This is a genomic window from Cryobacterium sp. Y11 (genome assembly GCF_002929535.1).
In the GTDB taxonomy this organism is placed as follows: Bacteria; Actinomycetota; Actinomycetes; order Actinomycetales; family Microbacteriaceae; genus Cryobacterium.
Genome location: NZ_PJJO01000055.1, coordinates 76,928 through 100,073, shown reverse-complemented (window position 1 = coordinate 100,073; position 23,146 = coordinate 76,928). Strand labels below are relative to the sequence as shown.

The following is a 23,146-nucleotide window of genomic DNA, read 5'->3' as shown; positions in this document are numbered from 1 at the left end:
TGTGTGCAGCTCCTATAGGGACTTACAGAACGAGGCCACGAGGTCGGCGGGCGCACCGGCGGGGCAGGGATCGAAGGTGAACACCACGAGGGTGCCCAGCACGATCAGCGCGACAACACTGACCAGGATCGCGATTTTCAGGATGCCGCGGCTCATCCGCGAGGTCGCGTAGTCATTGACCAGGGTGCGCATGCCGTTGCCGCCGTGAATCAGGGCGAGCCAGAGCATGATGATGTCCCAGGTCATCCAGAACGGGTTGGTCAGCTTGCCGGCGACGAACGCGAAGTTCAGGGCGCTGACGCCCTCGCCGATCATGAGGTTGACGAACAGGTGGCCGAAGATGAGCACGACCAGCACGACGCCGGAGACGCGCATGTAGATCCAGCCCCATTTTTCCCAGTTGACACCGCTTTTTTTGGCGGAGCGGGTGTACGGGCTGCGGGGAGCTTCGATTGTTGAAGTCATGTCTGTCGCCCCCTAGTGGCTGAACACGTTGATGAGGTGGCGCGGCACGAAGCCCAGCATGGTAACGACCCACAGGCCGATCACGACGTAGAACAGTACGCGCTGGTACTTGGCGTTCCAGAAGTCGATCAGAATGATACGCAGTCCGTTGAAGGCGTGAAACACGATGGCCCCGACGAGTGCAACCTCACCGAGGCCCATGATCGGCGTCTGGTACTGCCCAATCACCGCGTTATACGCTTCGGGGCTGACCCGCACGAGTGCCGTGTCGAGAATATGAACGAGCAGAAAGAAGAAGATCGCGACACCGGTGATGCGGTGCAGGACCCACGACCACATGCCCGTGTTACCCCGATACAGGGTGCCGGCGGGGCGACGTGATGTCGTCTTCTGCTGAGAATCTAGGGTTCCTGCCTTCTGTGGCATGAACAACCCTCCCTGGCTGAATTGTGGCTCTTGAATGAGACCGAGAATGTGCTGTGAGCACATTTCCTAAGTGTACAAGCGCGCCGCCTCATCGTGCCGGTTAGGGTGACCTAACGTTGCATTGACGGTGGAACATGCGTGTCTGCCCGCACCGCGCAACGCTCGTCGATGGCCTCCTGGTAATAATCGAGCAGTTCCGCGCACAGGGTCGGCCAGGAGCGCCCAAGCACGGTGCGGCGCCCAGCCTCACCCATTCTGGCCCGCAACGCCGGGTCACGAACGAGTTGCCGCACCCAGTGCCGCAGGTCCGTATCGTTATCGGGGCGAAACAGGTAGCCGTCCTCACCGTGGGTGACGAGGTCGATCGGTCCGCCGGCGTATGGTGCGACGACGGGCAGACCGGCGGCGTGCGCCTCTTGAATGGTCTGTCCGAAGGTCTCCTCGGTGCCGGCGTGTACGAAAAGATCGAAACTGGCGTAGGCCACGGCGAGCTCGCGGCCATCCAATCGTCCCAGCCAGGTCACCGGAAGTCCGGCCAGTGCGCGCCGGATGGAAGGTGCGCTCGGTCCATCTCCGACCAGCGCCAGACGGATGCCAGTCAGCCCGCGCAGGGCGCGCAACCGCTCGACCTGCTTCTCCGGAGCCATCCGACCGACGTAGCCGACGATCACGTCGCGCACGGCACCGTCGAGCGTTGGCACAGGGTACTCCGGAGCAATCCGCTCGCGCAGCGCCGTGACGGCCGGATCGTGCTTCAGGTTCGGGTGAAAACTGCCGAGATCCACGCCCCTGGCCCACATCGCCAGACGTGGCACACCGAGGCGCAGCAGCGCTGCCATCGAAGCCGATGACGGTACAAGGGTGCGCGTGGCACCCTCGTGCACCCATTTCACGAAGCGCCAAGCCAGCGTCTGCGCCGGTCCGAGGTGGTTTCTGTGGGCGTAACCGGCAACATCTGTTTGAAAAATCGCGACGGAGGGGATGTCGAGTCTGTTGGCGGCGCTGATTCCCTGCGCGCCCAGCAGAAACGGCGACGCAGCGTGCAACACGTCGGGCCGCCAGGACGCGAGAAGCCTCTGCACCTGCGGACTGGGCACTCCGACCGGAAACTGGCGGTAGTTAACCGCCGAAACGGTGTGCACGGGAAAGCCGGCGTATTCGGCTGGGGCGCCGTGGGGAGCGATCACCATGGCCTCGTGTCCGGTGGCCGCGAGGTGATCCAGCACCCGGCAGACACTCGTCGTGACACCGCTGACGGTGGGGAGGAAACTTTCGCTGATGACTGCGATCCGCATGGCTCCAGGCTAGGTAGCTGGCGTTGCCGCGCGGTGACCGGCGAGTGAACAGTCGTGTCGGGACTGCCCGATAGTCTGAACCAATGATTATGTCCAGTGAGCCGCTCGACCGCTTGTATAGTGTGATTCCCGCCGGTGGCATTGGTTCCCGGCTGTGGCCGTTGTCGCGAGCGGATGCCCCCAAGTTTCTGCATGACCTCACCGGGTCTGGCCACACACTGCTGCGCGATACTTGGGATCGCCTCGTTCCGCTCTCGACCGAGCAGCGCATCATGGTCGTCACCGGGCGCGCCCACCGGGCCGCCGTCGAAGTGCAGCTGCCCGAATTGATCGATCCGAACGTCGTGCTCGAGAGCGAACCGCGCGACTCGACCGCCGCGATCGGCCTCGCCGCCGCCATTTTGCAGCTGCGCGAGCCGGGCGTCATCATTGGCTCGTTCCCGGCCGACCACGTCATCAAGGGCGACGTACTGTTTCGTTCGGCGGTGACCGAGGCGGTCGCCGCAGCCGATGCCGGCTATATCGTCACGATCGGCATTCAACCCACCGAGGCCGCGATCGGCTTCGGCTACATCAAGAGCGCGGCGTCGCTACCGATCGACGGCGCTCCATCCGCTCTCGCGGTCGACTCGTTCGTGGAAAAACCCGATCCCGACGTGGCTGAGCGATACCTCGCCGACGGGAATTACCTGTGGAATGCCGGCATCTTCATCGCCCGCGCTGACCGGCTGCTGGCCGAGATCAAGGCGACCGAACCGGAACTGCACGCCGGGCTGATGGAACTGGCCGCGGCTTGGGATACCCCGGCCCGCGGTGCGGTCGTTGACCAGGTCTGGCCGCGCCTAAAGAAGATCGCCATCGACTATTCAGTCGCCGAACCGGCCGCAGCGGCTGGCAAGCTCGTGGTCATTCCCGGCCAGTTCGACTGGGACGACGTTGGCGACTTCGCCTCGATCGCCAAGCTGCACTCCGGCGGCCGCAAGGCCAACCTCGCCATCCTCGGTGAGGGCGCCCGGGTGCTCGCCGATTCCGCGAGCGGCATCGTGGTCAGCCACACCGGCCGCATGATCGCGCTCATCGGCGTCGAAGACATCGTCGTGATCGACACCCCGGATGCACTGCTGGTCACCACGAGTGCGAACGCCCAAAAGGTTAAGGCGGTCGTTGACGCGCTCAAGCTGTCCGGTTCGACCGACGTGCTGTAGCCGGTCCGGTATCGTAAGCACTGCCGTAAAGGAGCGCTATGACCCGCCGCACCACTCGCACACGCACCGCTGCCCTGCTGACTGTGGTTGCGGCATCCGTCGCCCTGCTCGTCGGCTGCGCGCCAGCTCCGGAGCAGACCGCGCAGAGCCCGGAATCGGATTACTGCGCCCGCATGGTCACCAACTCCGGCGGCCTTGAAGACCGCTCCTTCAACCAGTCCAGCTGGGAAGGCCTGCAAAGCGCAGCGGTCGAGTTCGGCATAGACGTGGATGCGATCGTCTCGACCGCCGAGGCAGACCTGGCCCCCAACCTGACGCAGGCGGTCGCGACCGGGTGTGAGTTTATTCTCACGGTGGGGTTCGAGCTTGCCGACGCCACACTCGAACAGGCCGGGGGCAACCCCAACGTGCACTTCGCGATCGTCGACGAGCAGGTCGACGCCGACAACGTGAAGCCGATCGTGTTCGACACGGCCCAGGCCGCATACCTCGCCGGATACCTCGCGGCCGGCGTGAGCCAAACGGGCATTGTCGGCACCTTCGGCGGCGGCAACCAGCCGCCCGTGACGCTGTTCATGGACGGCTACGTCGACGGCATCGCCGCCTACAACACCACTCACGGTACGGCCGTCACGGTGCTCGGCTGGAACAAAACCGCACAGGATGGGTTTTTCACCGGCGACTTCGACGACATTAACAAGGGAAAGTCGTACGCCCAGGGCCTCATCGACCAGGGCGCCGACGTCATTATGCCCGTCGCCGGGCAGGTCGGCGAGGGAGCTGCGGCGGCCGCTGTCGAAAATGATGGCGTCGCCATCATTTGGGTCGACAGCGACGGTTACGACACCCTTCCCGCCGAATATCGTGCGGTTTTGCTGACGAGCGTGTTGAAGAACACCCAGGACGCGGTCGTTGAAATTATCGCCGACGATCTGAATGGCACGTTTGAGAACACACCGTACGTGGGCACCCTCGCCAACGGTGGCGTTGAAATCGCTGATTTCCACGATCAGTCCGCTCGGGTCTCGGCTGACCTGGCTGACGAACTGGAGCAGATTCGGGCCGCTATTATAGCGGGAACTCTTATCGTGACGGGTCCGAGTACGCCCCAATAGGGGTGATTTGTTTCCACAAGGTCGCGGGTTGGTAACGACTCGGTCGCGCATCCACAATGCTCATCTGCGCAGCGTCACATTCGGTAACGTGGAGCGCACTACGCCCGAGCGATCTCGCTGGGCAGCACCCAGGAGGTCATCTTGACAATTTCGATCCGTAAGACCGTCCTTGGCGGTCTTGCCATGTTCGGCACCGTGGCCATGCTTGCCGCGTGTGCTCAGGCGCCCGCCACAACCGACGACACCAACTCCGCCGCCGCCCGCGACTTCGTTCCCTGCATCGTCTCCGACTTTGGCGGGTTCAACGACAAGTCCTTCAACCAGTCGAGTTTCGCCGGCATCGAGGCCGCGGCCGACGAGCTTGGTGTCGACTTCAACCAGGCCGAGTCCACTGCGGAAGACCAGTACGCGAGCAACGTCAACAGCATGGTTGACGCGAGCTGCAACTTCATCCTGACCGTCGGCTTCAACCTCGGCACCGCCACCCGCGACGCCGCGATCGCCAACCCCGACGTTGACTTCGCCATCATCGACACGGCCCTCAGTAATGATGACTTCACGCCGCTCGAGCTGGAGAACGTGAAGCCCGTGCTCTACGACACCGCTCAGGCAGCGTTCCTCGCCGGCTACCTCGCCGCGGGAACCACCAAGACCGGCATCGTCGCCACCTACGGCGGGCTCCAGTTCCCCTCGGTCACCATCTTCATGGATGGCTTCGCGGACGGCATCGCCTACTACAACGAAGCCAAGGGCACCGACGTCACGCTTCTCGGCTGGGACAAGGCCGCTCAGACCGGCTCCTTCGCCGGCAGCTTCGACGACATCGCCGCTGGCAAGACCACGAGTCAGAACTTCATCGATGCGGGCGCTGACATCATCCTTCCCGTCGCGGGACCGCTCTTCCAGGGCACCGCGCAGGCCATCACCGACTCCGGCAAGGACGTCGCTATCATCGGCGTCGACAGCGATTTGTTCGAGACCACGCCTGAATTCGCCGCGCTGTACCTCACCTCGGTGATGAAGCAGATGACGGATGCCACGAAGCTCATCATCACCGATGCTGCCGCCGGCAACTTCGACGCGACGCCCTACGTCGGCACCCTCGAGAACGAGGGCGTGCTCCTCGCTCCACTGCACGAGTGGGAGTCCAAGGTTGACCCGGCGATCATGACCGAGATCGAGGACCTGGCGGCGCAGATCGTCGACGGCTCACTCGTCATCGAGTCGGAAGCCACCCCGCAGTCCTAACTCGGGGCAGCATTCGCTTCTCGCAGTGAAATCGGGGAGGTCAGCGCCGGCTGACCTCCCCGATTTTGTTCACCGTAGCCCGCTGTTTGTAGGCCGCAATCGCACGCATAGAATCGAAGACTATGAAGCTTGAACTACGCGGCATCACCAAACGGTTCGGCGCCCTCGTTGCCAACGACAACATCAACCTCACCGTCGAAGCTGGAGAGATCCACGCTCTGCTCGGTGAGAACGGCGCTGGCAAGTCCACCCTGATGAACGTGCTCTACGGCCTCTACCGGGCCGAGGAGGGCGAGATTCTTCTCGACGATAAGCCCGCGCACTTCGCCGGGCCCGGCGATGCCATGAAGGCCGGAATCGGTATGGTACATCAGCATTTCATGCTGATTCCCGTGTTCACGGTCGCCGAAAACGTGATGCTGGGGCACGAAGAGACCCGTATCGGGGGCCGGCTCGATCTCGCCGCCGCGCGCTTGCGGGTCAAGCACATCTCCGACCGGTTCGGCTTCGCCGTCGATCCGGATGCGCTCGTCGAAGACCTCCCCGTTGGTGTGCAGCAGCGGGTCGAGATCATCAAGGCGCTCTCCCAAGACGCGAAGGTGCTGGTCTTCGATGAGCCGACCGCCGTGCTCACGCCGCAGGAGACCGACGAGCTCATGGTCATCATGCGCCAGCTCAAAGATGCTGGCACCTCCATCGTCTTCATCACGCACAAACTGCGCGAGGTGCGCGAAGTTGCGGACCGGATCACGGTCATCCGTCTGGGAAAGGTAGTCGGTGAAGCCAGCCCGACTGCCACCAATGAAGAACTCGCCTCGCTCATGGTTGGCCGTGCCGTCGACCTCACCGTCGACAAAGCACCCGCAACGCCGGGGGCGCCCGCCCTGGTCGTGTCGGGCCTGACCGTGATCGACCCGCGCGGCCAGGCGCTCGTGAACAACGTGAGCTTTACAGTGGCAACCGGCGAAATCCTCGCTATCGCGGGCGTGCAGGGCAACGGGCAAACCGAACTGACCGAAGCTCTGATGGGCCTGCAACCGCGCGTGGTCGGTGAGATTACCCTCGACGGAAAATCCCTGCGCGGCCACTCGGTGCGCCAGGTGCTCGACGCCGCCGTCGGCTTCGTGCCAGAAGACCGCACCGAAGACGGTCTCGTCGGCGGGTTCACGATCGCCGAGAACCTCATGCTCGACCGCTCCCACAGGCTGCCCTTCGTTAAACGCTTCAACCTGCAACTCGCGCTGCTCGCCGAATTCGCCACGGCCAAGGTCAAGGAGTTTGACGTGCGCTCGCAGGGCATTGACACGCCTGTTGGACGTCTGTCTGGCGGTAACCAGCAGAAAGTCGTGCTGGCGCGGGAACTCAGCCGCGAGCTTCGGCTGTTCATCGCTGCACAACCGACCCGTGGGCTCGACGTGGGCTCGATTGAGTTCGTGCACGAGCGCATCGTCGCGACTCGCGATGCCGGCACAGCGGTCATCGTGATCTCGACCGAACTCGACGAGGTCGCAGCCCTCGCCGACCGCATCATGGTCATGTATCGCGGCCGCATCGTCGGTATCGTGCCCGGTGACACGCCCCGCGCCGTGCTCGGCCTGATGATGGCCGGCGAGCCGGCACCGATTACGCCCGAACCAACGACCCCCGCACCAACCGAAGGAGCCGCCGCATGAGCGACACCCCGCCGCAGACTCCGCCGGGGTCGGCTACTCCACCCGCAGGTTCTCCTGGCAAGCCCGCGTCGCGGCGCGACCGGCCGCAGACCGATGAGGAGTCCCGCTGGCACGGCGTGTTCCGCGAGATCACGAGCGGCAGCGCCATCATTTCGGTGCTTGCCGTCGTGCTCGCCCTGCTCGTGGGCGCCGTCATGATCGCCGTCACCAATGACGACGTGCAGGAATCAGCCGGCTACTTCTTCTCCCGACCGAGCGACCTGCTCGGCGACGTCTGGGGCGCCGTCTCCGGGGCATACTCGGCACTGTTCCAGGGGTCGATCTATAACTTCGGTCGGGGCAGTTTCGCGGAGGGGATCACTCCGTTTACCGAGACGCTGGTCTTTGCCACCCCGCTGATCGCGGCGGGTCTCGGTGTGGCCCTCGGCTTCCGCGTCGGCCTGTTTAACATCGGCGGCCGCGGTCAGATGCTCATCGCTGCCGCGATCGGCGGCTGGGTGGCCTTCGCGGTCGCCCTGCCCTACGGCATCCATTTGGTAGCGGCGCTCGTCGCCGGCATCCTCGGCGGTGCCCTGTGGGGTGGCATTGTTGGTCTGCTGAAGGCCCGCACCGGCGCGCACGAAGTGATCACGACGATCATGCTCAACTACGTCGCCTTCTACCTCGTGAGCTACCTGTTGCGCGAGGGCTTTTTGCGCACTCCCGGATCGAACAATCCCAAGAGCCCGGCCAGCAAGGAAACCGCGGTCTTCCCCGACCTGCTCGGCCCGGACTACAACCTGCACCTCGGTTTCATCCTGGTGATTGCCGCCACCATCTTTACCTGGTGGCTGCTGTCTCGCTCCAACCTCGGTTTTCAATTTCGCGCTGTCGGCGAGAACCCGAACGCCGCCCGCGTCGCCGGCATCAGCGTGCAGCGCATGTACGTCTATGCCATGCTGCTCTCCGGCGGCCTCGTCGGCCTGGCCGGCATTAACCAGGTGCTCGGCACCACGACGAGCGGGTTCGGCGCCACGGTCGACTCCGGCATCGGCTTCGACGCGATTACCGTCGCGCTGCTCGGGCGGTCCAAGCCCTGGGGAGTCTTCGCCGCGGGCATCCTCTTCGGAGCGTTCAAGGCCGGCAGCTTTTCGATGCAGGCCGCCGAGGGCGTGCCCATTGACATCGTGCTCGTTGTACAGTCCCTCATCGTGTTGTTTATCGCGGCCCCGCCGCTGGTGCGAGCTATCTTCCGTCTGCCGACGCCGGGCGATACCCCGCTTCGGGCGCGCCCGATCGTCGTCAAGGAGGTGGCGGCGAAATGAGCACCATCGCCCCCGTCAGTGTGCCCACCCAGCCGACCCCGCCCGACGACGGCCCGAAGGCCGCGGTCATCCGCAGCTGGAAAACCCCGATCGCGCTCGGCGTATTCACTGTGCTCGGCGCGATCATGCTCGTCGGCTTCGGGAGAGACGGCATCAGCACCATGGTGCTGTCCACGACCTCCGACCTGATCCAGCTGCCGACCGTTGATCTGCCCACCCGGGCGACCGGCATCGTGGTATCGCTGCTGCTGCTCGCCATCGCGGCCGGCAGCGCCTGGCGCGTGCGCAACTCGCGCAAGACACCAATCTGGCTTAGCGGCGTGTTCGCCTTTCTACTGCTGCTCGGCTTCCTGGCCTGGGCGTCAGCCGGCGCGTCGATCCCGATTCCCGGCCTGCTGTTCGGGTCGCTCAGTCTCGCCGTGCCGCTCATCTTCGGCGCCCTCGGCGGTGTGATCTCGGAGCGGGTCGGCGTCGTCAACGTGGCCATCGAGGGTCAGCTGCTGGCCGGCGCGTTCACTTCGGCGCTCGTCGCGAGCATCACCGGGCAGCCGCTGCTCGGGCTGCTCGCCGCTATGTTGGCCGGAATGCTCGTGGCCTTTGTGCTCGCGGCGTTCTCGATCAAATACTTCGTCGACCAGGTCATCGTCGGTGTGGTGCTCAACGTGCTGGTCTCCGGTGTTACCGGCTTCCTGTTCACGCAGCTGCTGGCCCCGAACGCGGCAACCCTCAACCAGCCGCCCAAGTTTGACCGCATCAATATCCCCTTCCTCAGCGAGATCCCGATCCTCGGCCCGGTGCTGTTCCGCCAGACACTGATCGTGTACATCATGTACTTCGCCGTCATCGCGGTGTACTTCGGAATTTTCCATACCAAGTGGGGCCTGCGTTTGCGAGCCGTGGGGGAGCATCCGCAAGCCGCCGACACCGTCGGTATCAAGGTGGCCGCCACTCGGTTCTGGAACGTATCGCTCGCCGGCGCGATCGCCGGGGCCGGCGGGGCGTACTTCACGCTCGGGTCGGTTGGAGCCTTCGGCAAGGAGATGACCGCGGGCGCGGGCTTCATTGCTCTCGCTGCGGTGATCTTCGGGCGCTGGGATCCGATTCGGGCGACCCTCGCGGCGCTGCTGTTCGGCTTCGCGAGCAACCTGCAGAGCGTGTTGAGCATCATCGGCTCGCCGGTGCCGAGCGAATTTATGCTCATGCTGCCCTACCTCGTGACCATCTTCGCCGTCGCCGGACTGGTCGGCCGCTCACGCGGGCCGGCAGCGTCGGGCAAGCCGTACATAAAATCATGATCCGGGCTGACTCGGTGAACTGGGCTGCGCTGCGCGCGGTGGCCCTCGACGCGATGGCGACCGCCTACGTGCCGTATTCGAAATTTCCGGTCGGCGTCGCAGCCCTCGTCGATGACGGGCGAGTGATCAGCGGATGCAACGTGGAGAATGCCTCCTACGGCCTCACGCTGTGCGCCGAGTGCGGCCTGGTCTCTGCGCTGCACCGTGGCGGCGGCGGCCAGCTCGTGGCGTTCACCTGTGTGGACGGCGCCGGCAATATTCTCATGCCGTGCGGTCGCTGCCGGCAGCTGCTCTACGAACACTCCGCGCCGGGCATGCTGCTCGAAACGGTGTCGGGCGTCAAAACCATTGACGAGGTGCTTCCGGATGCGTTTGGGCCGCGCCAACTCACCGAGTACCGGGCCAGCACCGCTCGCTAATGAGGCGGCCGACCATGTCTCTGCCGCCACGTTCGCCGCCGTCGTCTGCGAGATGCCAGTTGTGGCCCCATGAGCCCCCGCCAAGGGGCCGAAACTGGCATCTCGAAACTGCGAAGGGGCTAAAGGTGGCATTTCGAAACTGCGAAGGGGCTAAAGGTGGCATCTCGCGGCGCATGGCTCCCCGCCCCACCCTCGCAACCCCACCCGCCCCACTCGAGATGCCACCTTTCGCCCCAGGAATCGACTCGGCCAACATCCGAACCCGGCCACTCGCCCTGGACCGGCCAACCCCATAATCACGGCAGCCACCCGTAAGGAAGACAGCATGACCACCATCGAAGCATTTGACGCCGTCGATCTCATTCACACCAAGCGCGATCGCGGCGAACTCAGCGAACCGCAGATCAACTGGCTGATCGACGCCTACACCCGTGGTTACCTCGGCGACGAGCAGATGGCCGCCATGGCCATGGCCATCTTTCTCAATGGCATGACCCGCGGCGAAATCCGCGCCCTGACCATGGCGATGCTGGCCAGCGGCGAGCGGATGAGCTTTGCCGGCCTCGGCAAACCGACCACCGACAAGCACTCCACCGGTGGCGTCGGCGACAAGATCACCCTGCCGCTGATGCCGCTCGTTGCGGTGTTCGGCGCGGCCGTGCCGCAGCTTTCGGGCCGTGGCCTCGGGCACACCGGCGGCACACTCGACAAGCTCGAGTCAATTCCGGGCTGGCGGGCAAATCTGAGCAACGCCGAGATGCTCAAACAGCTGCAGGAGATTGGCGGCGTGGTCTGCGCGGCCGGCAGCGGCCTGGCTCCGGCCGATGGAAAGCTTTACGCCCTGCGCGACATCACCGGAACGGTCGAGTCGATTCCGCTGATCGCATCGTCGATCATGTCGAAGAAGATTGCCGAGGGTACGAGTGCGCTCGTGCTCGATGTGAAGTTCGGTTCCGGCGCCTTTTTGAAAGACATCGAACGCTCACGAGAGCTGGCCCGCACCATGGTCGAGCTGGGCGAGGATGCCGGGGTGGCGACATCCGCACTGCTTACCAATATGAACGTGCCGCTGGGCTTCGCGATCGGCAACGCCAACGAGGTGCGTGAATCGGTCGAGGTGCTCGCCGGCGGCGGCCCGGCCGACGTGGTCGCACTGACCGTTGCCCTGGCCGAGGAGATGCTCTCGCTCGCCGGAATCACCGGCGTCGACGTTGCGGCGGCTCTCACCGACGGCCGAGCCATGGACAAGTGGCGTGCCGTGATTCGCGCGCAGGGCGGCGACCCGGATGCTGCACTGCCGGTCGCGCGGGAGACTCACGTCGTGCTCGCCGAACGTTCCGGTGTGCTCGTCGAACAGCAGGCACTCCCGTTCGGAATTGGAGCCTGGCGCCTAGGCGCTGGCCGGGCCCGCAAGCAGGATCCGGTGCAGCACGCTGCGGGAATCGACCTGCACGCCAAGCCCGGCGACACCGTGCTGACGGGGCAGCCACTGTTCACGCTCAGCGCCGACGAGCCCGAGCGGTTCGCGCGGGCGCTGGAGGCCGTGGAGGGTGCCTGGCGCATCGGGGACCCGGGGGAGCCCGTGCAGGATGGCGGGCCGCTGATCGCCGAGCGCATCGGGAGCCGCTAGCAGCTGCGCCCGTCGTGTTGGGCGCGGAATTCGCCGGGCCCCGTGCGTTCCTCGCCCCCTCACTGCCTGTGTCGGCGCGAGGTGCCATCTTTGGCCCCATGGTTTTCGCGAGGTGCCATCTTTAGCCCCTTGTTGACCGCTCATGGGGCTAAAGATGGCACCTCGCGTGTATAGGCCAGTGGCCATGGGGCTAAAAGTGGCACCTCGCGTTGGGTGATGATGCTCATGGGGCCAAAAATGGCACCTCGCCTCGGGCGACGATGCTCATAGGGGCCAAAAGTGGCACTTCGCGTCGTGTCGGGAGGGTTCATGGGCTAAAGATGGCACCTCGTGTACTCGGGCGCTCCCGCTGGGCGCCAGGTCGCCCCTCATCGCTCCTGCCCTGTGGATAACTTTTACGCGCGGCGCCCGATCGTGGCACCCTCAGGCCATGCATATCCAAACTCCTCTCCCTCCCGGCTTCGAGCACGGGGCATTCACTTTCGCACAGGCCCTGGCAGCTGGCGTCTCGGCCAAGCGCCTGCGGTCGCGCGACGTCGAGCATCCGTTTTGGGGTGTCTGCGTTGCGGCGGGCAGCGTTGTCGATCTGAATGATCGCTGCCGAGCCATTCAACAACGGATGCCCGCTGGCGCCTTCTTCAGCCACGCCACGGCTGCCCGGCTTCACGGCATGCCCCTGCCGGCAGATCTCGAGGTGGATCCGCTGATTCACGTCACGGTGCTCGATCCGGACCGCTCGCTGCGAGCAGTGGGCGTTGTCGGTCACCGGGTCGCGGATCGACCTGGCGTGCGTAGTGTGGCGGGGCTGTCGGTGTTGGAGCCCATTGTGGCATGGTGCCAGCTGGCATCCGTTCTGGAATTAAATGATCTGGTGGCGGCGGGAGACCACCTGTTGCGAGCGGAGCTCGGGGTCGCGACGGCTTCCGAAATTGCCGCGCAGGTTGTGCAGTATGCGGGGCATCGTGGTTCCCTGCGGCTGCGCGCGGCCGCAGCATTGATTCGGCCTCGTGTCGAGTCGAGGCGGGAAACGTTCCTGCGTCTGTTTCTGTTGGTCTGCGGGTTTCCCAAGCCCGAAACAAATGTGTATATTCCACTGCCGGCGGGCAAACGGCGGGCTCGCGGTGACCTTGTCTATCTTCGCTACAAGGTACTTGTGGAATATGACGGTGAGCAGCACCGCATCGACGACGCACAGTACAACCGCGACGCTGAGCGCTTGCACGATGTGCGCGAGGCCGGATGGCTGGTGATTACCGTGCGGAAGGGGTCGTCAAAAGAATGGGTACGCGATGCCGTCAATGTGGCGTTGCGGTCGCGCGGGTGGCGTCCGTAACAGAGATTTCTCGCATACTCCGTGCAGAGCCGCTCCGATAAGCTTGCCGGGCGGTTGTAGTTAACAGCCGCTACCGGTACCGAGGAGTTTGTTCGTATGACTGTGATCGAGGAATTCCTGATGCCTGGCGGCGGCGCGAGCATCAATACCCTGCCCAAGATCTCCCTGCACGACCACCTCGACGGCGGCTTACGCCCGCAGTCGATCATCGAACTGGCCGATTCCATCGGCTTCGTACTTCCCACAACAGATGCCGACGCGCTCGGCGAGTGGTTCGCCGATCAGTCCAATGCCGGCTCGTTGGTGGAATACCTTAAGACGTTTGACGTCACTACCGCCGTGATGCAGACCCGCGAGGGCCTGGCCAGGGTCGCCCGCGAATTCGTGGAAGATCTCGCCGATGACGGCGTTATCTACGGCGAGATTCGCTGGGCGCCCGAGCAGCACCTCGCCCGCGGCCTCACCCTGAACGAGGTCGTTGAGGCCGTGCAGGATGGCATTGAAGCCGGCATCGAGAACGTCGAGCAGTCGGGCCGCAGCATCCGCATCGGCCAGCTGATTACCGCGATGCGCCACGCCAACCGCAGCCTCGAGATCGCCGAACTCGCCGTGCGCTACCGCTTCGACGGTGTCGTCGGATTCGACATCGCCGGCGCAGAAGCCGGCTTCCCGGCCGGCAATCACCGCGGCGCCTTCGACCTGTTGGCCCGTGAATTCATGCCGGTCACCGTGCACGCCGGCGAGGCCGACGGGCTGGGCAGCATTCGCGGTGCCCTGTTCGACGGCCGGGCGCTGCGCCTCGGTCACGGTGTGCGCCTCGCCGAAGATGTCACCATTGAACGCCAGGACGACGACAACACCTTCGTCACCCTCGGCCCGGTGGCCCAGTGGGTGCGCGATCGTGAGATCACCCTCGAGCTGAGCCCATCGTCCAACCTGCAGACCGGGGCGGTCGCCGCGTGGGGCGAGGCGCTCTTCGACCACCCGTTCGACCTGCTCTACCAGCTCGGCTTCAAGGTCACCGTCAACACCGACAATCGGCTGATGAGCGACACCACCCTGACTCAGGAGCTCGCCCTGCTCTCCGATGCCTTCGGCTACGACCTGGGCGACCTCGAGACGTTCCAGCTGAACGCGGCCCGTGCTGCTTTCCTGCCCCTGGAAGACCGCGAAGAGCTCGTCGAAGCCATCGAAACGGGCTTCGGCGACGCCTAGCCGTGTAGCAGTACCGAGCAGCTTTGAAAGTGAATATGCCACTCCCACACCTCCCGCTTGACGCCATCACCATCGGCGCGCACGTTGACGACTGGCCGGCCGCCATCATGGCCGCTGGCGACGCCCTGGTGCGTTCCGGCGCCACGACATCCGATTACACCGACCGCATGATCGCGGTCATTCAGGAGTTCGGGGCGTATATCGTGATCGCACCCGGACTGGCGCTGGCGCATGCCAGGCCCGGTGATGACGTGCTGTCCGACGGGCTCTGCGTGGTGACCCTGGCCGAACCGGTCGTTTTCGGGCATCCGCACAATGACCCGGTCAGCGTCATTGTCGGGCTGGCCGTGGCCGGCGCCGACGACCACCTGCAGTTCGTCGCCGAACTCGCCAACGTGTTCAACGATCCCGCGGTGATACCGGCACTGGCCGGCGCGACCACCGCAGAATTCGTGCAGAGCATTTTCTCGTGAAGATTGTCGTGATGTGCGGCGTCGGCCTGGGTACCTCGGCCATTCTCAAGGTGAATGCCGAGCGCGCGCTGGAGCGGCTCGAGATAGAGGCGAGTGTTCTGGCAACGGATGTCGCCGGCGTACGGTCAGCGGCGGCCGACGCCCAGGTCATTCTCACGTCGTCGGAGCTCGTGGACGCGATCGGCAAGACCAACGCCGACGTGATCGTCATCAACAACTACTTCGACGTCGACGAGCTCGTAGTCAAGCTCGACATAGCCCTCGGTTCCTAGCCTCCGACACACTGTCCGGGCCCGGTCCCGGCCGGTGGGCCCACGATAGATCATGGGCCCGGGGACGTAGGGTGGGCCCGGCGAGGGAACGCCAGAACTGAGCGAGGACACCATGCCCGACGGCGAACACACCGAGCGCTACGCCGACGGCGGGATCAAGGCCATCGGGCACCGGTTCACTGGTGAACTCGAGGGGTACTGGGAGTGGTTTCGCAAGGACGGCTCGAAGATGCGCTCCGGCCACTTCGCCCACAGCGTGCAGGTCGGCCAGTGGACCACGGATAACCGCAGCAGCAAACCGCACACGGTCACCCAGATGAAGCCGCCCCGCGCGGAGTAAATGGCCGCCCGGCCAGCCGCCGGACGGGCCTATGCTCAGCGGCATGAGCGACAGTGTCAAACGGGGCGCACGGGCCGAGTACCGCTGGCCAGCCGTGCTTGGGCTTTTGATCGCGCTCGCGCTCTACGCCACGCTGCCGAGCACATTTTTGCCTGGGCTGCGTTACACGGTCGTGGCGATCGGGCTGGCCCTGCTCATTCCGCTCATCGCCTTGAACCCGCACCGCCTGCACCGCGAAACCCGCTGGTCGAAAAACCTGGCCACTGGCCAAGCCGTCTTGCTAGTAGTGGCGAACGAGGTCGCGCTCGTGCAGCTCGTGATTCAGCTCACCTCCGGCGGCACGGGCGACGGGCCAACCCTGCTGCTGGCCGCCCTGCAAGTCTGGGTCACCAACGTCATCGCCTTCGCGCTGGTCTACTGGGAACTCGACCGCGGTGGCCCGGTCTCACGGCGCCATGCCGACCGGGTTGACCTTCCCCCGGCCGATTTTCGCTTTCCCCAGGACGAAGACCACGACGCGATCGAAGAGGTCGCCGCGAGATCGTCGCACCGCACCGGCTGGGTGGCCTCGTACGTCGACTATGTCTACTTCTCGCTGTCGAATTCCATGGCCTTCAGCCCGACCGACGCGATGCCGCTGTCGGTGCGGGCCAAAGTACTAATGGGGCTCGAATCCTTCGGAGCGTTTGTGCTGCTAGCGCTGGTCATCGCCCACGCGGTCGCCCTGTTCGGCTAGCCCCGCAACACAGACCAGGCACGGGCCCGGACACGAGGCCCCTGATAAATCATGGGCCCACTGGGCCCGGTGAGCGGATGCCGCGACCTAGGCGATCAGCGCACGCATGCCGCGGTCGAGCTCGTCGAGGGCGGCCTGCGCCGCAGCGCGCCGCTCGACCAGCGTGCCGACCGTGCTCCGCGTGTCCAGGTAGACCTTGAGCTTGGGTTCGGTACCGCTCGGGCGCACCATGACGCGGGATCCGTCGGTTAAACGGATGCGCAGCACGTCGCTCGGCGGCAAATCACCCAGTCCCCAACGAAAGTCATCGATCTCGTCGACCCGAATACGTCCGACGTGTGTTGGTGGGGACTCGCGGAGGCGCGTCATGACGAGCGCGATCGTTGACACCTCGGAGACCCGCACGGAGATCTGCCCGGAGGCGAAGTGGCCGAACTTCTCGCTGAAGCGATCGAGATAACTGGCCAGGGTCGTGCCCTCGGACTTGAGGTCGCTCACGAGGGACAGCAGCGCGACCGCTGCCGAGATGCCGTCCTTGTCGCGCACACTGTCGGGATTGACCAGGTAGCCGAGCGCCTCCTCGAAGCCGTAAACGAGGCCGGGAACCCGCGACACCCATTTGAACCCGGTGAGGGTCTCGACGAAGCGCAGGCCGTAGGCATCCGCTACCGCATGCAATGCCGGCGATGACACGATCGAGCAGGCCAGTACTCCAGCGCTCGCGCCGCCGTCCGACGACGGGGCCAGAGCCGCTGCCCGCCAGCCGAGAATCGCGCCGACCTCGTTGCCGCTCAGGCGGCGGTATCCGCTCGTGCTCGACAGGTCGGGGATGGCCACGGCGAGGCGGTCGGCATCTGGGTCGTTGGCGATAATGAGCTCGGCGCCCACCTCACGGGCGGTCTCGTAGGAGAGATCCATCGCGCCGGGCTCTTCCGGGTTGGGAAAGGCGACGGTGGGAAAGGCCGCGTCCGGCGCGATCTGGGCGTCAACGAGAGTGGGCAGGTCGAATCCGGCCTGTACCAGTACGCGCCGGGTGGTGTCCCAGCCAACGCCGTGCATGGCGGTGTACACGGCGTTCACCTGCGCACGCGGCGTATGGGCGATGCTGGCCGTTTCGACGATGTAGGCCTGCACGACGGCCTCGTCAGCGGTCTCGTAGCTGCCGCGCGGCAGGTGTGGCACGTGCTCGTCGGCCGCAACGCGCAGAATCTCGTCGGAGATGCCCTTGTCATCGGGGGAGACGATCTGGGCGCCGTTATTCGCGCCGCCTAAATAGACCTTGTAGCCGTTGTCGTTGGGCGGATTGTGCGAGGCGGTCACCATCACGCCGCAGCTCGCATCGAGGTGCCGCACCGCAAAAGCCAGCACGGGCGTGGGCAGCAGACGCGGCAAGAGGATGGCGCGCACCCCGGCGCCCGCCATCAGCGCCGCCGTGTCGGTCGCAAAAACATGCGAGTTCTTGCGTCCGTCGTAGCCGATGACGACCGAGGGGGTCGTGCCCGTCGCGGCGTGCCGCAGCAGGAAGGTGGCCAGACCGGCGGCGGCCTGCGAGACGAGCACTCGATTCATCCGGTTCGGGCCGGCAGAGATCTCCCCGCGCAGCCCGGCCGTACCGAAGGCGAGCCGCGTGTCGAAGCGCGAGTGCAGGTCGGAGAGGGCAATCTTGTCGCCGTCGTCGACGGCCTTGATCAACGCGCGCAGTTGCGCCTGCGTCTCGGGGTCTGGATCCTGGTTCAGCCAGGCCTGCGCCGCCTGCAGCAGAGCTGCGGTGCGGTCGGCTGGCGTGTCGAGGCTGTCCTGCACGACCGGGGCAGTGGGCAAGTCGGCATTGTCACCCGCGGGTTCAGGCGTGATGATCGCAATGGCGACGGTCGGTTCAGAGCCGGTATCGTCGCTATCCTGCACGATCGGCAAGGCTCGAGTCGCTGTGTCCGCGTCTGCGGATTCGGTGACGCGGGCCGGAACATTCGCGGATTCGGTGACGGGTGCCGGGGCATCTGCCGACGGGCCGGAATGACGGCCACCGGTGCGCGGGGCCGGCTGCGCGGCCGACTGGGCGCCTGATTGGTCGGCCGGTTGGTCGCCCGGCTGTGCGGCCACCGCGTCGCGGCGCTCGTTAGCAGAGGAGGCATCGCCGGTCACAGTTCGGCCACAATCCGGGCGAGGAGGGCGCTGATCACCGGTTCGGCCAGGGTACCGGCCTCGATGACCTCACCGTGGCTGAGCGGCGTCGGCGAGATGCCGGCGGCGAGGTTGGTGATGAGCGAGAGGCCCAGCACCTCCATACCGGCCTGGCGGGCCGCGATGGCCTCGAGCGCGGTCGACATACCCACGATATGGCCACCGATGGCCTTGGCCATCTGCACCTCGGCCGGCGTCTCGTAATGCGGCCCGCGAAACTGGCAGTACACGCCCTCGTCAAGTGAAGGATCGATGCCCCGCGCAACGTCGCGCAGCCGCTGCGAGTACAAATCGGTCAGGTCGACGAAGGTCGCGCCCTCAAGCGGTGAATCAAAGGTCAAGTTGATGTGGTCGCTGATCAGCACCGGGGTTCCCGGTTTCCACGATTCACGGATGCCGCCAGCGCCGTTGGTCAGGATCATCGTCTTCGCCCCGGTCGCCGCTGCTGTGCGCACACTGTGCACGACCCGGCGCACGCCGTGGCCCTCGTAGTAGTGCGTGCGGGCACCGATCACGAGCGCGCGCTTTCCGTTCGGCAGCAAAATTGAGCGCAGGGTACCAGCGTGCCCGGCCAGGGCCGGAGCGCTGAATCCGGTGATGTCGGCGGCGGACACGGTGTGCGTGGTCTCGCCGATGAGGTCGGCGGCCGTGGCCCAGCCGCTCCCGAGCGTCAGGGCGATGTCGTGCCGCGGCACTCCGGTAATGCCGGCGATCTCCGCTGCCGCCGACCGAGCTGCCTCAAACGGGTCAGTTTCGGGCAGATCTAACGGGTTGATCTCGTTCGTAAACATTTTACCACTCTAGAACCCCCACGAATCTGGCGGCGATTTTGCGTGAATTCTGCTCATCGGCGCGCCGCAGCGGGTCCGTCGTGGCACTCCGGCACGTTTTGGGCCCTTTTGAGGGCCAAACTGATCGGAGTGGGCCCGCAGGCGGTAGTACTCGGGGTCTGAGGGTTGAGAGAATGGAATACATGGCCTATGAGTTTGAACGCAAGCAACGCATCGCAGTATTAGGTGGAGGGCCCGGCGGATACGAAGCGGCCATCGCCGGAGCACAACAGGGTGCCGATGTTACCCTGATCGAAAGCGTCGGTGTCGGTGGTTCCGCCGTCATAACGGATGTTGTCCCCTCCAAATCCCTCATCGCTACCGCCGAGGCGTCCAACTCCATCGGAGAGGCCACCGATCTGGGCGTGCAGTTCTTCGTACGCGGCGAAACCGGCAAGCCGCTGCGTCCGGAGGTGGCCATCAACCTGGCCGCCGTGAACAAGCGACTGCTCGCCCTCGCTCGCCAGCAGTCCGAAGACATGAAAGCCACGCTCATCCGCGCTGGCGTGCACTTCGTGCAGGGCCACGGGCGTCTTGACGGCACCAACGCCATCGTCGTCGCAACCTCCGGCGACGAGACGGCGACGGACTTCGACCGCGTCGAGGCCGACACCATCGTCGTGTCGGTGGGTGCAAGCCCGCGAGTGCTGTCATCCGCTCTGCCGGACGGTGAACACATTCTCACCTGGACGCAGCTGTACAACCTCAAGGCGATCCCCGAACACCTCATCGTGGTCGGATCCGGTGTTACCGGGGCAGAGTTCGCTTCGGCCTACCGTGCCCTGGGCGCCAAAGTCACCCTGATCTCCAGCCGTGACCAGGTGTTGCCCGGTGAGGACGCCGATGCCGCCAACGTGATCGAGAATGTCTTCAAGCGCAACGGCATGACCGTGCTGTCGAAGTCGCGTGCCGCCTCGGTCACGCGCACCAAGACCGGTGTCGTCGCGACCCTCGACGACGGGCGCACCGTCGAAGGCAGCCACTGTCTGATCGCCGTCGGCTCGATTCCGAACACCGCGAACATCGGCCTCGAACAGGCCGGCGTGCAAATCACCGAGTCTGGGCACATCCAGGTCAACCGGGTTGCACGCACCTCGATTCCGAACATTTACGCGGCGGGGGACTGCACGACCGAGATCCCGCTGGCATCCGTTGCCTCGATGATGGGACGCACCGCGGTGTTCCACGCGATGGGTGATACCGTCAATCCGATCGAGATTCGCAACGTCGCCGCGAACATCTTCACTCAGCCGGAGATCGCGACCGTCGGCTACACCCAGAAGCAGATCGAAGAGGGCCTGGCTCAGGGCGAAATCTACAAGCTGCCGCTCGCCGTCAACCCGCGTGCCAAAATGATGGGGATCAAGGACGGTTTCGTGAAGCTGTTTGCGCGCACCGGCAGCGGAACCGTCATCGGCGGCGTCATCGTGGCTCCGAAGGCGAGCGAGCTCATCTTTCCGCTGGCCCTCGCGGTTGAGCACCGGCTCACGGTCGATGAGGTGGCTCGCACCTTCCCCGTCTACCCCTCGCTCACCGGTTCTATAACGGATGCCGCCCGCGCCATGCACGTCGTCCTGTAGGTCTCGACACCCCAGCATGCTTTCGTCGGCGGGGTTGGGGGCAGTGCATCCGCTCCTCAGCTCAAACAATGCCGGTTTTCAGGAACAAATCCGAGAAAAGCGTTCGGATCCGTTCCTGAAAACCGGCATAACTCGTCGCCCCGCGAATAGCCTGCCCCGTCCGGTCCCACCGATACCTCGCCTTGATCTCACGCGAGTCGCGTATGTGACCTGACCCGCTCACGCGGCCCATTTCGAAAACCAGGCGGGGCGCCGAGATGAACTATGCGGCGTCGGAGACCGTCAGCAGCACCGAGCCGGACGAGACCGTGCTGCCGACGACGGCAGCGACATTACCGACGGTCCCGTTGCGGTGAGCAGTCAGCGGCTGTTCCATCTTCATGGCCTCCAGCACGAGCAGCAGATCGCCCTTGACGACCATGTCGCCCTCGGCGACGAGCAGCTTCACGATGGTCGCCTGCATCGGCGCCCTGATGGCGTCGCCGGTTGCGGTGTCGACCGAGTGCAGGCCGCTCCGACGCTTCGGCGCCGGGCCGACGGAGCGGGCGCTCGCACCGCCGGGCAGCAGTCGGGTTGGCAGGGTCACCTCGATGCGGCGTCCCTCGACTTCCACGACGATGCTGTGGCGTTTCTGCGGGCCGACGGCATCTTCCATGCTGCCGGTCCAGGGTTCGATGTCGTTCTCAAACTCGGTTTCGATCCAGCGGGTGAATACCGTGAAGGGCTTGCCGTCGGTCGGCGCAAAGGCCGGGTCGCGCACGACCTTGCGGTGAAAGGGCAGCACGGTTGGCAGGCCGGCGACCTCGAACTCGTCGAGGGCGCGGCGCGACCGTTCGAGGGCCTCTTCACGGGTCGCCCCCGTCACGATGAGCTTGGCGATGAGCGAGTCGAATGATCCACTGATCACATCGCCGGACTGCACGCCGGTGTCAACGCGCACACCGGGGCCACCGGCGGGCTTGAATACGTGCACCGGGCCGGGCGCTGGTAGAAAGCCGCGGCCGGCATCCTCTCCGTTGATGCGAAATTCAAAGGAGTGAGCGGATGCGACGGGGTCACCATAGGTCAGCTCGCCACCCTCCGCGAGCCGGAACTGTTCACGCACCAAGTCGATGCCGGTGACCTCTTCGGAGACCGTGTGCTCGACCTGCAGGCGGGTGTTGACCTCGAGGAACGATACCGTTCCGTCCTGGCCGATGAGAAACTCGCAGGTGCCGGCGCCGAGGTAGCCGACTTCTTTCAAAATAGCCTTGGACGCCCGATACATTTCGGTCGTCTGCGCTTCGGTGAGAAACGGCGCTGGTGCCTCTTCGACGAGTTTCTGGTGCCGGCGCTGCAGCGAGCAGTCACGGGTCGAGACGACGACGACGTTGCCGTACCTGTCGGCGAGGCATTGTGTCTCGACGTGGCGGGGGGAGTCGAGATATTTCTCGACGAAGCATTCGCCGCGACCGAAGGCTGTAATGGCCTCGCGGGTAGCTGAGTCGAACATCTCGGCGACCTCGTCGCGGGTGCGGGCGACTTTGAGGCCGCGTCCGCCGCCACCGAAGGCGGCCTTGATCGCGACCGGCAGTCCGTGCACGTCGACGAAGGCGAGTACCTCGGCCGCGTCAATGCAGGGGTTGAGGGTGCCGGGCGCCATCGGCGCGTTGACCTTCTCGGCGATGAGCCTGGCAGAGACCTTGTCGCCGAGCTGCTCAATCGCTTCGGGCGACGGCCCGATCCAGGTCAGCCCTGCGTCGATCACGGCGCGGGCAAAGTCAGCGTTCTCTGCCAGAAAGCCGTAGCCAGGGTGCACGGCGTCAGCGCCGCTCCGGCGGGCGATCGACAGTATCTTGTCGATGACCAGGTACGTTTCGGCGCCGCTGGTGCCGTCGAGGCCGTATGCCTCGTCGGCGAGACGGGCGTGCAGGGAGTCCCGATCCTGGTCGGCGTAGACGGCGACAGAGAGAATTCCGCTGTCTTTCGCGGCACGGATGACCCGAACGGCGATCTCGCCTCGGTTGGCGATGAGGACCTTCGTTATGAGTGACACAATCCCTTAGCCTATTGGGCCGCGCCGCATCCATTTTATTTCTCTCCCACAAAAAGACCGGTCAGATTCTTGCGGA

General features: G+C 65.1%; 21 protein-coding genes. 15 read left to right on the top strand and 6 right to left on the bottom strand.

Annotation, left to right across the window (positions count from 1 at the left end; translation table 11 throughout):
* Positions 1 to 12: 12 nt before the first annotated feature.
* From CXY75_RS08735 to CXY75_RS08725, 3 genes are all read right to left on the bottom strand, one after another.
* Positions 13 to 465 carry a succinate dehydrogenase hydrophobic membrane anchor subunit gene (locus CXY75_RS08735; RefSeq protein ID WP_104082444.1) on the bottom strand — a complete coding sequence of 151 codons (453 nt, stop codon included), beginning with the start codon at positions 463 to 465 and terminating at the stop codon, positions 13 to 15.
* Between the two features lie 12 nt (positions 466 to 477).
* On the bottom strand, positions 478 to 891 hold the full coding sequence (gene sdhC, locus CXY75_RS08730; protein ID WP_104082552.1) for a succinate dehydrogenase, cytochrome b556 subunit: 414 nt from the start codon (positions 889 to 891) through the stop codon (positions 478 to 480).
* Between the two features lie 110 nt (positions 892 to 1,001).
* Entirely contained in the window at positions 1,002 to 2,186 is a 1,185-nt protein-coding gene (locus tag CXY75_RS08725; protein ID WP_104082443.1) for a glycosyltransferase family 1 protein, read from the bottom strand.
* A gap of 83 nt (positions 2,187 to 2,269) precedes the next feature.
* Here CXY75_RS08725 and CXY75_RS08720 point away from each other — a divergent pair, with 83 nt between their 5' ends.
* The 14 genes from CXY75_RS08720 (at position 2,270) to CXY75_RS08655 (ending at position 16,444) form a co-directional block, all read left to right on the top strand.
* Positions 2,270 to 3,391, top strand: a complete 1,122-nt coding sequence (locus CXY75_RS08720; protein ID WP_104082442.1) for a mannose-1-phosphate guanylyltransferase — start codon at positions 2,270 to 2,272, stop codon at positions 3,389 to 3,391.
* Between the two features lie 38 nt (positions 3,392 to 3,429).
* The gene (locus CXY75_RS08715; protein ID WP_104082441.1) at positions 3,430 to 4,506 is read left to right on the top strand and encodes a BMP family protein; all 1,077 of its coding nucleotides are present in this window, start codon (positions 3,430 to 3,432) and stop codon (positions 4,504 to 4,506) included.
* A gap of 141 nt (positions 4,507 to 4,647) precedes the next feature.
* Complete coding sequence (locus tag CXY75_RS08710) at positions 4,648 to 5,754, top strand: BMP family protein (RefSeq protein ID WP_158251162.1); 1,107 nt, start codon at positions 4,648 to 4,650, stop codon at positions 5,752 to 5,754.
* A 122-nt stretch (positions 5,755 to 5,876) separates the two neighbouring features.
* A complete protein-coding gene (locus tag CXY75_RS08705; protein WP_104082439.1) occupies positions 5,877 to 7,427 on the top strand; it encodes an ABC transporter ATP-binding protein in 1,551 nt (516 codons plus the stop codon).
* Entirely contained in the window at positions 7,424 to 8,731 is a 1,308-nt protein-coding gene (locus CXY75_RS08700; RefSeq protein ID WP_104082438.1) for an ABC transporter permease, read from the top strand. Before CXY75_RS08705 ends, CXY75_RS08700 begins: the two co-directional genes overlap by 4 nt.
* Positions 8,728 to 10,026 carry an ABC transporter permease gene (locus CXY75_RS08695; RefSeq protein WP_104082437.1) on the top strand — a complete coding sequence of 433 codons (1,299 nt, stop codon included), beginning with the start codon at positions 8,728 to 8,730 and terminating at the stop codon, positions 10,024 to 10,026. The genes CXY75_RS08700 and CXY75_RS08695 overlap by 4 nt, the downstream gene beginning before the upstream one ends.
* Positions 10,023 to 10,445 carry a cytidine deaminase gene (locus tag CXY75_RS08690; protein ID WP_104082436.1) on the top strand — a complete coding sequence of 141 codons (423 nt, stop codon included), beginning with the start codon at positions 10,023 to 10,025 and terminating at the stop codon, positions 10,443 to 10,445. Before CXY75_RS08695 ends, CXY75_RS08690 begins: the two co-directional genes overlap by 4 nt.
* Before the next feature lie 325 nt (positions 10,446 to 10,770).
* Positions 10,771 to 12,075 carry a thymidine phosphorylase gene (locus tag CXY75_RS08685; protein ID WP_104082435.1) on the top strand — a complete coding sequence of 435 codons (1,305 nt, stop codon included), beginning with the start codon at positions 10,771 to 10,773 and terminating at the stop codon, positions 12,073 to 12,075.
* Positions 12,076 to 12,505: 430 nt separating this feature from the next.
* Complete coding sequence (locus CXY75_RS08680; RefSeq protein ID WP_104082434.1) at positions 12,506 to 13,408, top strand: hypothetical protein; 903 nt, start codon at positions 12,506 to 12,508, stop codon at positions 13,406 to 13,408.
* 96 nt (positions 13,409 to 13,504) lie between these two features.
* Entirely contained in the window at positions 13,505 to 14,623 is a 1,119-nt protein-coding gene (locus tag CXY75_RS08675; RefSeq protein WP_104082433.1) for an adenosine deaminase, read from the top strand.
* A gap of 35 nt (positions 14,624 to 14,658) precedes the next feature.
* On the top strand, positions 14,659 to 15,096 hold the full coding sequence (locus tag CXY75_RS08670; protein ID WP_104082432.1) for a PTS sugar transporter subunit IIA: 438 nt from the start codon (positions 14,659 to 14,661) through the stop codon (positions 15,094 to 15,096).
* Positions 15,093 to 15,368: a PTS sugar transporter subunit IIB gene (locus CXY75_RS08665; RefSeq protein WP_104082431.1), complete on the top strand. Its 276-nt coding sequence runs from the start codon at positions 15,093 to 15,095 to the stop codon at positions 15,366 to 15,368. Before CXY75_RS08670 ends, CXY75_RS08665 begins: the two co-directional genes overlap by 4 nt.
* 112 nt (positions 15,369 to 15,480) lie before the next feature.
* Positions 15,481 to 15,708: a hypothetical protein gene (locus CXY75_RS08660; RefSeq protein ID WP_104082430.1), complete on the top strand. Its 228-nt coding sequence runs from the start codon at positions 15,481 to 15,483 to the stop codon at positions 15,706 to 15,708.
* A 43-nt stretch (positions 15,709 to 15,751) separates the two neighbouring features.
* The gene (locus CXY75_RS08655; protein ID WP_104082551.1) at positions 15,752 to 16,444 is read left to right on the top strand and encodes a DUF1345 domain-containing protein; all 693 of its coding nucleotides are present in this window, start codon (positions 15,752 to 15,754) and stop codon (positions 16,442 to 16,444) included.
* An 87-nt stretch (positions 16,445 to 16,531) separates the two neighbouring features.
* Here CXY75_RS08655 and CXY75_RS08650 read toward each other — a convergent pair whose 3' ends face one another.
* Both CXY75_RS08650 and CXY75_RS08645 read right to left on the bottom strand, forming a co-directional pair.
* Positions 16,532 to 18,247 carry a phospho-sugar mutase gene (locus CXY75_RS08650; RefSeq protein WP_104082550.1) on the bottom strand — a complete coding sequence of 572 codons (1,716 nt, stop codon included), beginning with the start codon at positions 18,245 to 18,247 and terminating at the stop codon, positions 16,532 to 16,534.
* Between the two features lie 335 nt (positions 18,248 to 18,582).
* Complete coding sequence (locus CXY75_RS08645) at positions 18,583 to 19,416, bottom strand: purine-nucleoside phosphorylase (RefSeq protein ID WP_104082429.1); 834 nt, start codon at positions 19,414 to 19,416, stop codon at positions 18,583 to 18,585.
* Between the two features lie 182 nt (positions 19,417 to 19,598).
* On the opposite strand from CXY75_RS08645, the gene CXY75_RS08640 reads away from it, so the two are divergent.
* Positions 19,599 to 21,035 carry an NAD(P)H-quinone dehydrogenase gene (locus CXY75_RS08640; RefSeq protein WP_104082428.1) on the top strand — a complete coding sequence of 479 codons (1,437 nt, stop codon included), beginning with the start codon at positions 19,599 to 19,601 and terminating at the stop codon, positions 21,033 to 21,035.
* A gap of 262 nt (positions 21,036 to 21,297) precedes the next feature.
* Here the strand turns inward: CXY75_RS08640 and CXY75_RS08635 are convergent, their stop codons facing one another.
* A complete protein-coding gene (locus tag CXY75_RS08635) occupies positions 21,298 to 23,070 on the bottom strand; it encodes a biotin carboxylase N-terminal domain-containing protein (protein WP_104082427.1) in 1,773 nt (590 codons plus the stop codon).
* Positions 23,071 to 23,146: the final 76 nt, after the last annotated feature.

What these genes read in the sequence shown, in the direction of transcription:
- CXY75_RS08735 (WP_104082444.1), bottom strand. Translation starts at nt 465, where the DNA reads ATGACTTCAACAATCGAAGCTCCCCGCAGCCCGTACACCCGCTCCGCC.
- sdhC (WP_104082552.1), bottom strand. Translation starts at nt 891, where the DNA reads ATGCCACAGAAGGCAGGAACCCTAGATTCTCAGCAGAAGACGACATCA.
- CXY75_RS08725 (WP_104082443.1), bottom strand. Translation starts at nt 2,186, where the DNA reads ATGCGGATCGCAGTCATCAGCGAAAGTTTCCTCCCCACCGTCAGCGGT.
- CXY75_RS08720 (WP_104082442.1), top strand. Translation starts at nt 2,270, where the DNA reads ATGATTATGTCCAGTGAGCCGCTCGACCGCTTGTATAGTGTGATTCCC.
- CXY75_RS08715 (WP_104082441.1), top strand. Translation starts at nt 3,430, where the DNA reads ATGACCCGCCGCACCACTCGCACACGCACCGCTGCCCTGCTGACTGTG.
- CXY75_RS08705 (WP_104082439.1), top strand. Translation starts at nt 5,877, where the DNA reads ATGAAGCTTGAACTACGCGGCATCACCAAACGGTTCGGCGCCCTCGTT.
- CXY75_RS08700 (WP_104082438.1), top strand. Translation starts at nt 7,424, where the DNA reads ATGAGCGACACCCCGCCGCAGACTCCGCCGGGGTCGGCTACTCCACCC.
- CXY75_RS08695 (WP_104082437.1), top strand. Translation starts at nt 8,728, where the DNA reads ATGAGCACCATCGCCCCCGTCAGTGTGCCCACCCAGCCGACCCCGCCC.
- CXY75_RS08690 (WP_104082436.1), top strand. Translation starts at nt 10,023, where the DNA reads ATGATCCGGGCTGACTCGGTGAACTGGGCTGCGCTGCGCGCGGTGGCC.
- CXY75_RS08685 (WP_104082435.1), top strand. Translation starts at nt 10,771, where the DNA reads ATGACCACCATCGAAGCATTTGACGCCGTCGATCTCATTCACACCAAG.
- CXY75_RS08680 (WP_104082434.1), top strand. Translation starts at nt 12,506, where the DNA reads ATGCATATCCAAACTCCTCTCCCTCCCGGCTTCGAGCACGGGGCATTC.
- CXY75_RS08675 (WP_104082433.1), top strand. Translation starts at nt 13,505, where the DNA reads ATGACTGTGATCGAGGAATTCCTGATGCCTGGCGGCGGCGCGAGCATC.
- CXY75_RS08670 (WP_104082432.1), top strand. Translation starts at nt 14,659, where the DNA reads ATGCCACTCCCACACCTCCCGCTTGACGCCATCACCATCGGCGCGCAC.
- CXY75_RS08660 (WP_104082430.1), top strand. Translation starts at nt 15,481, where the DNA reads ATGCCCGACGGCGAACACACCGAGCGCTACGCCGACGGCGGGATCAAG.
- CXY75_RS08655 (WP_104082551.1), top strand. Translation starts at nt 15,752, where the DNA reads ATGAGCGACAGTGTCAAACGGGGCGCACGGGCCGAGTACCGCTGGCCA.
- CXY75_RS08645 (WP_104082429.1), bottom strand. Translation starts at nt 19,416, where the DNA reads ATGTTTACGAACGAGATCAACCCGTTAGATCTGCCCGAAACTGACCCG.
- CXY75_RS08640 (WP_104082428.1), top strand. Translation starts at nt 19,599, where the DNA reads ATGGCCTATGAGTTTGAACGCAAGCAACGCATCGCAGTATTAGGTGGA.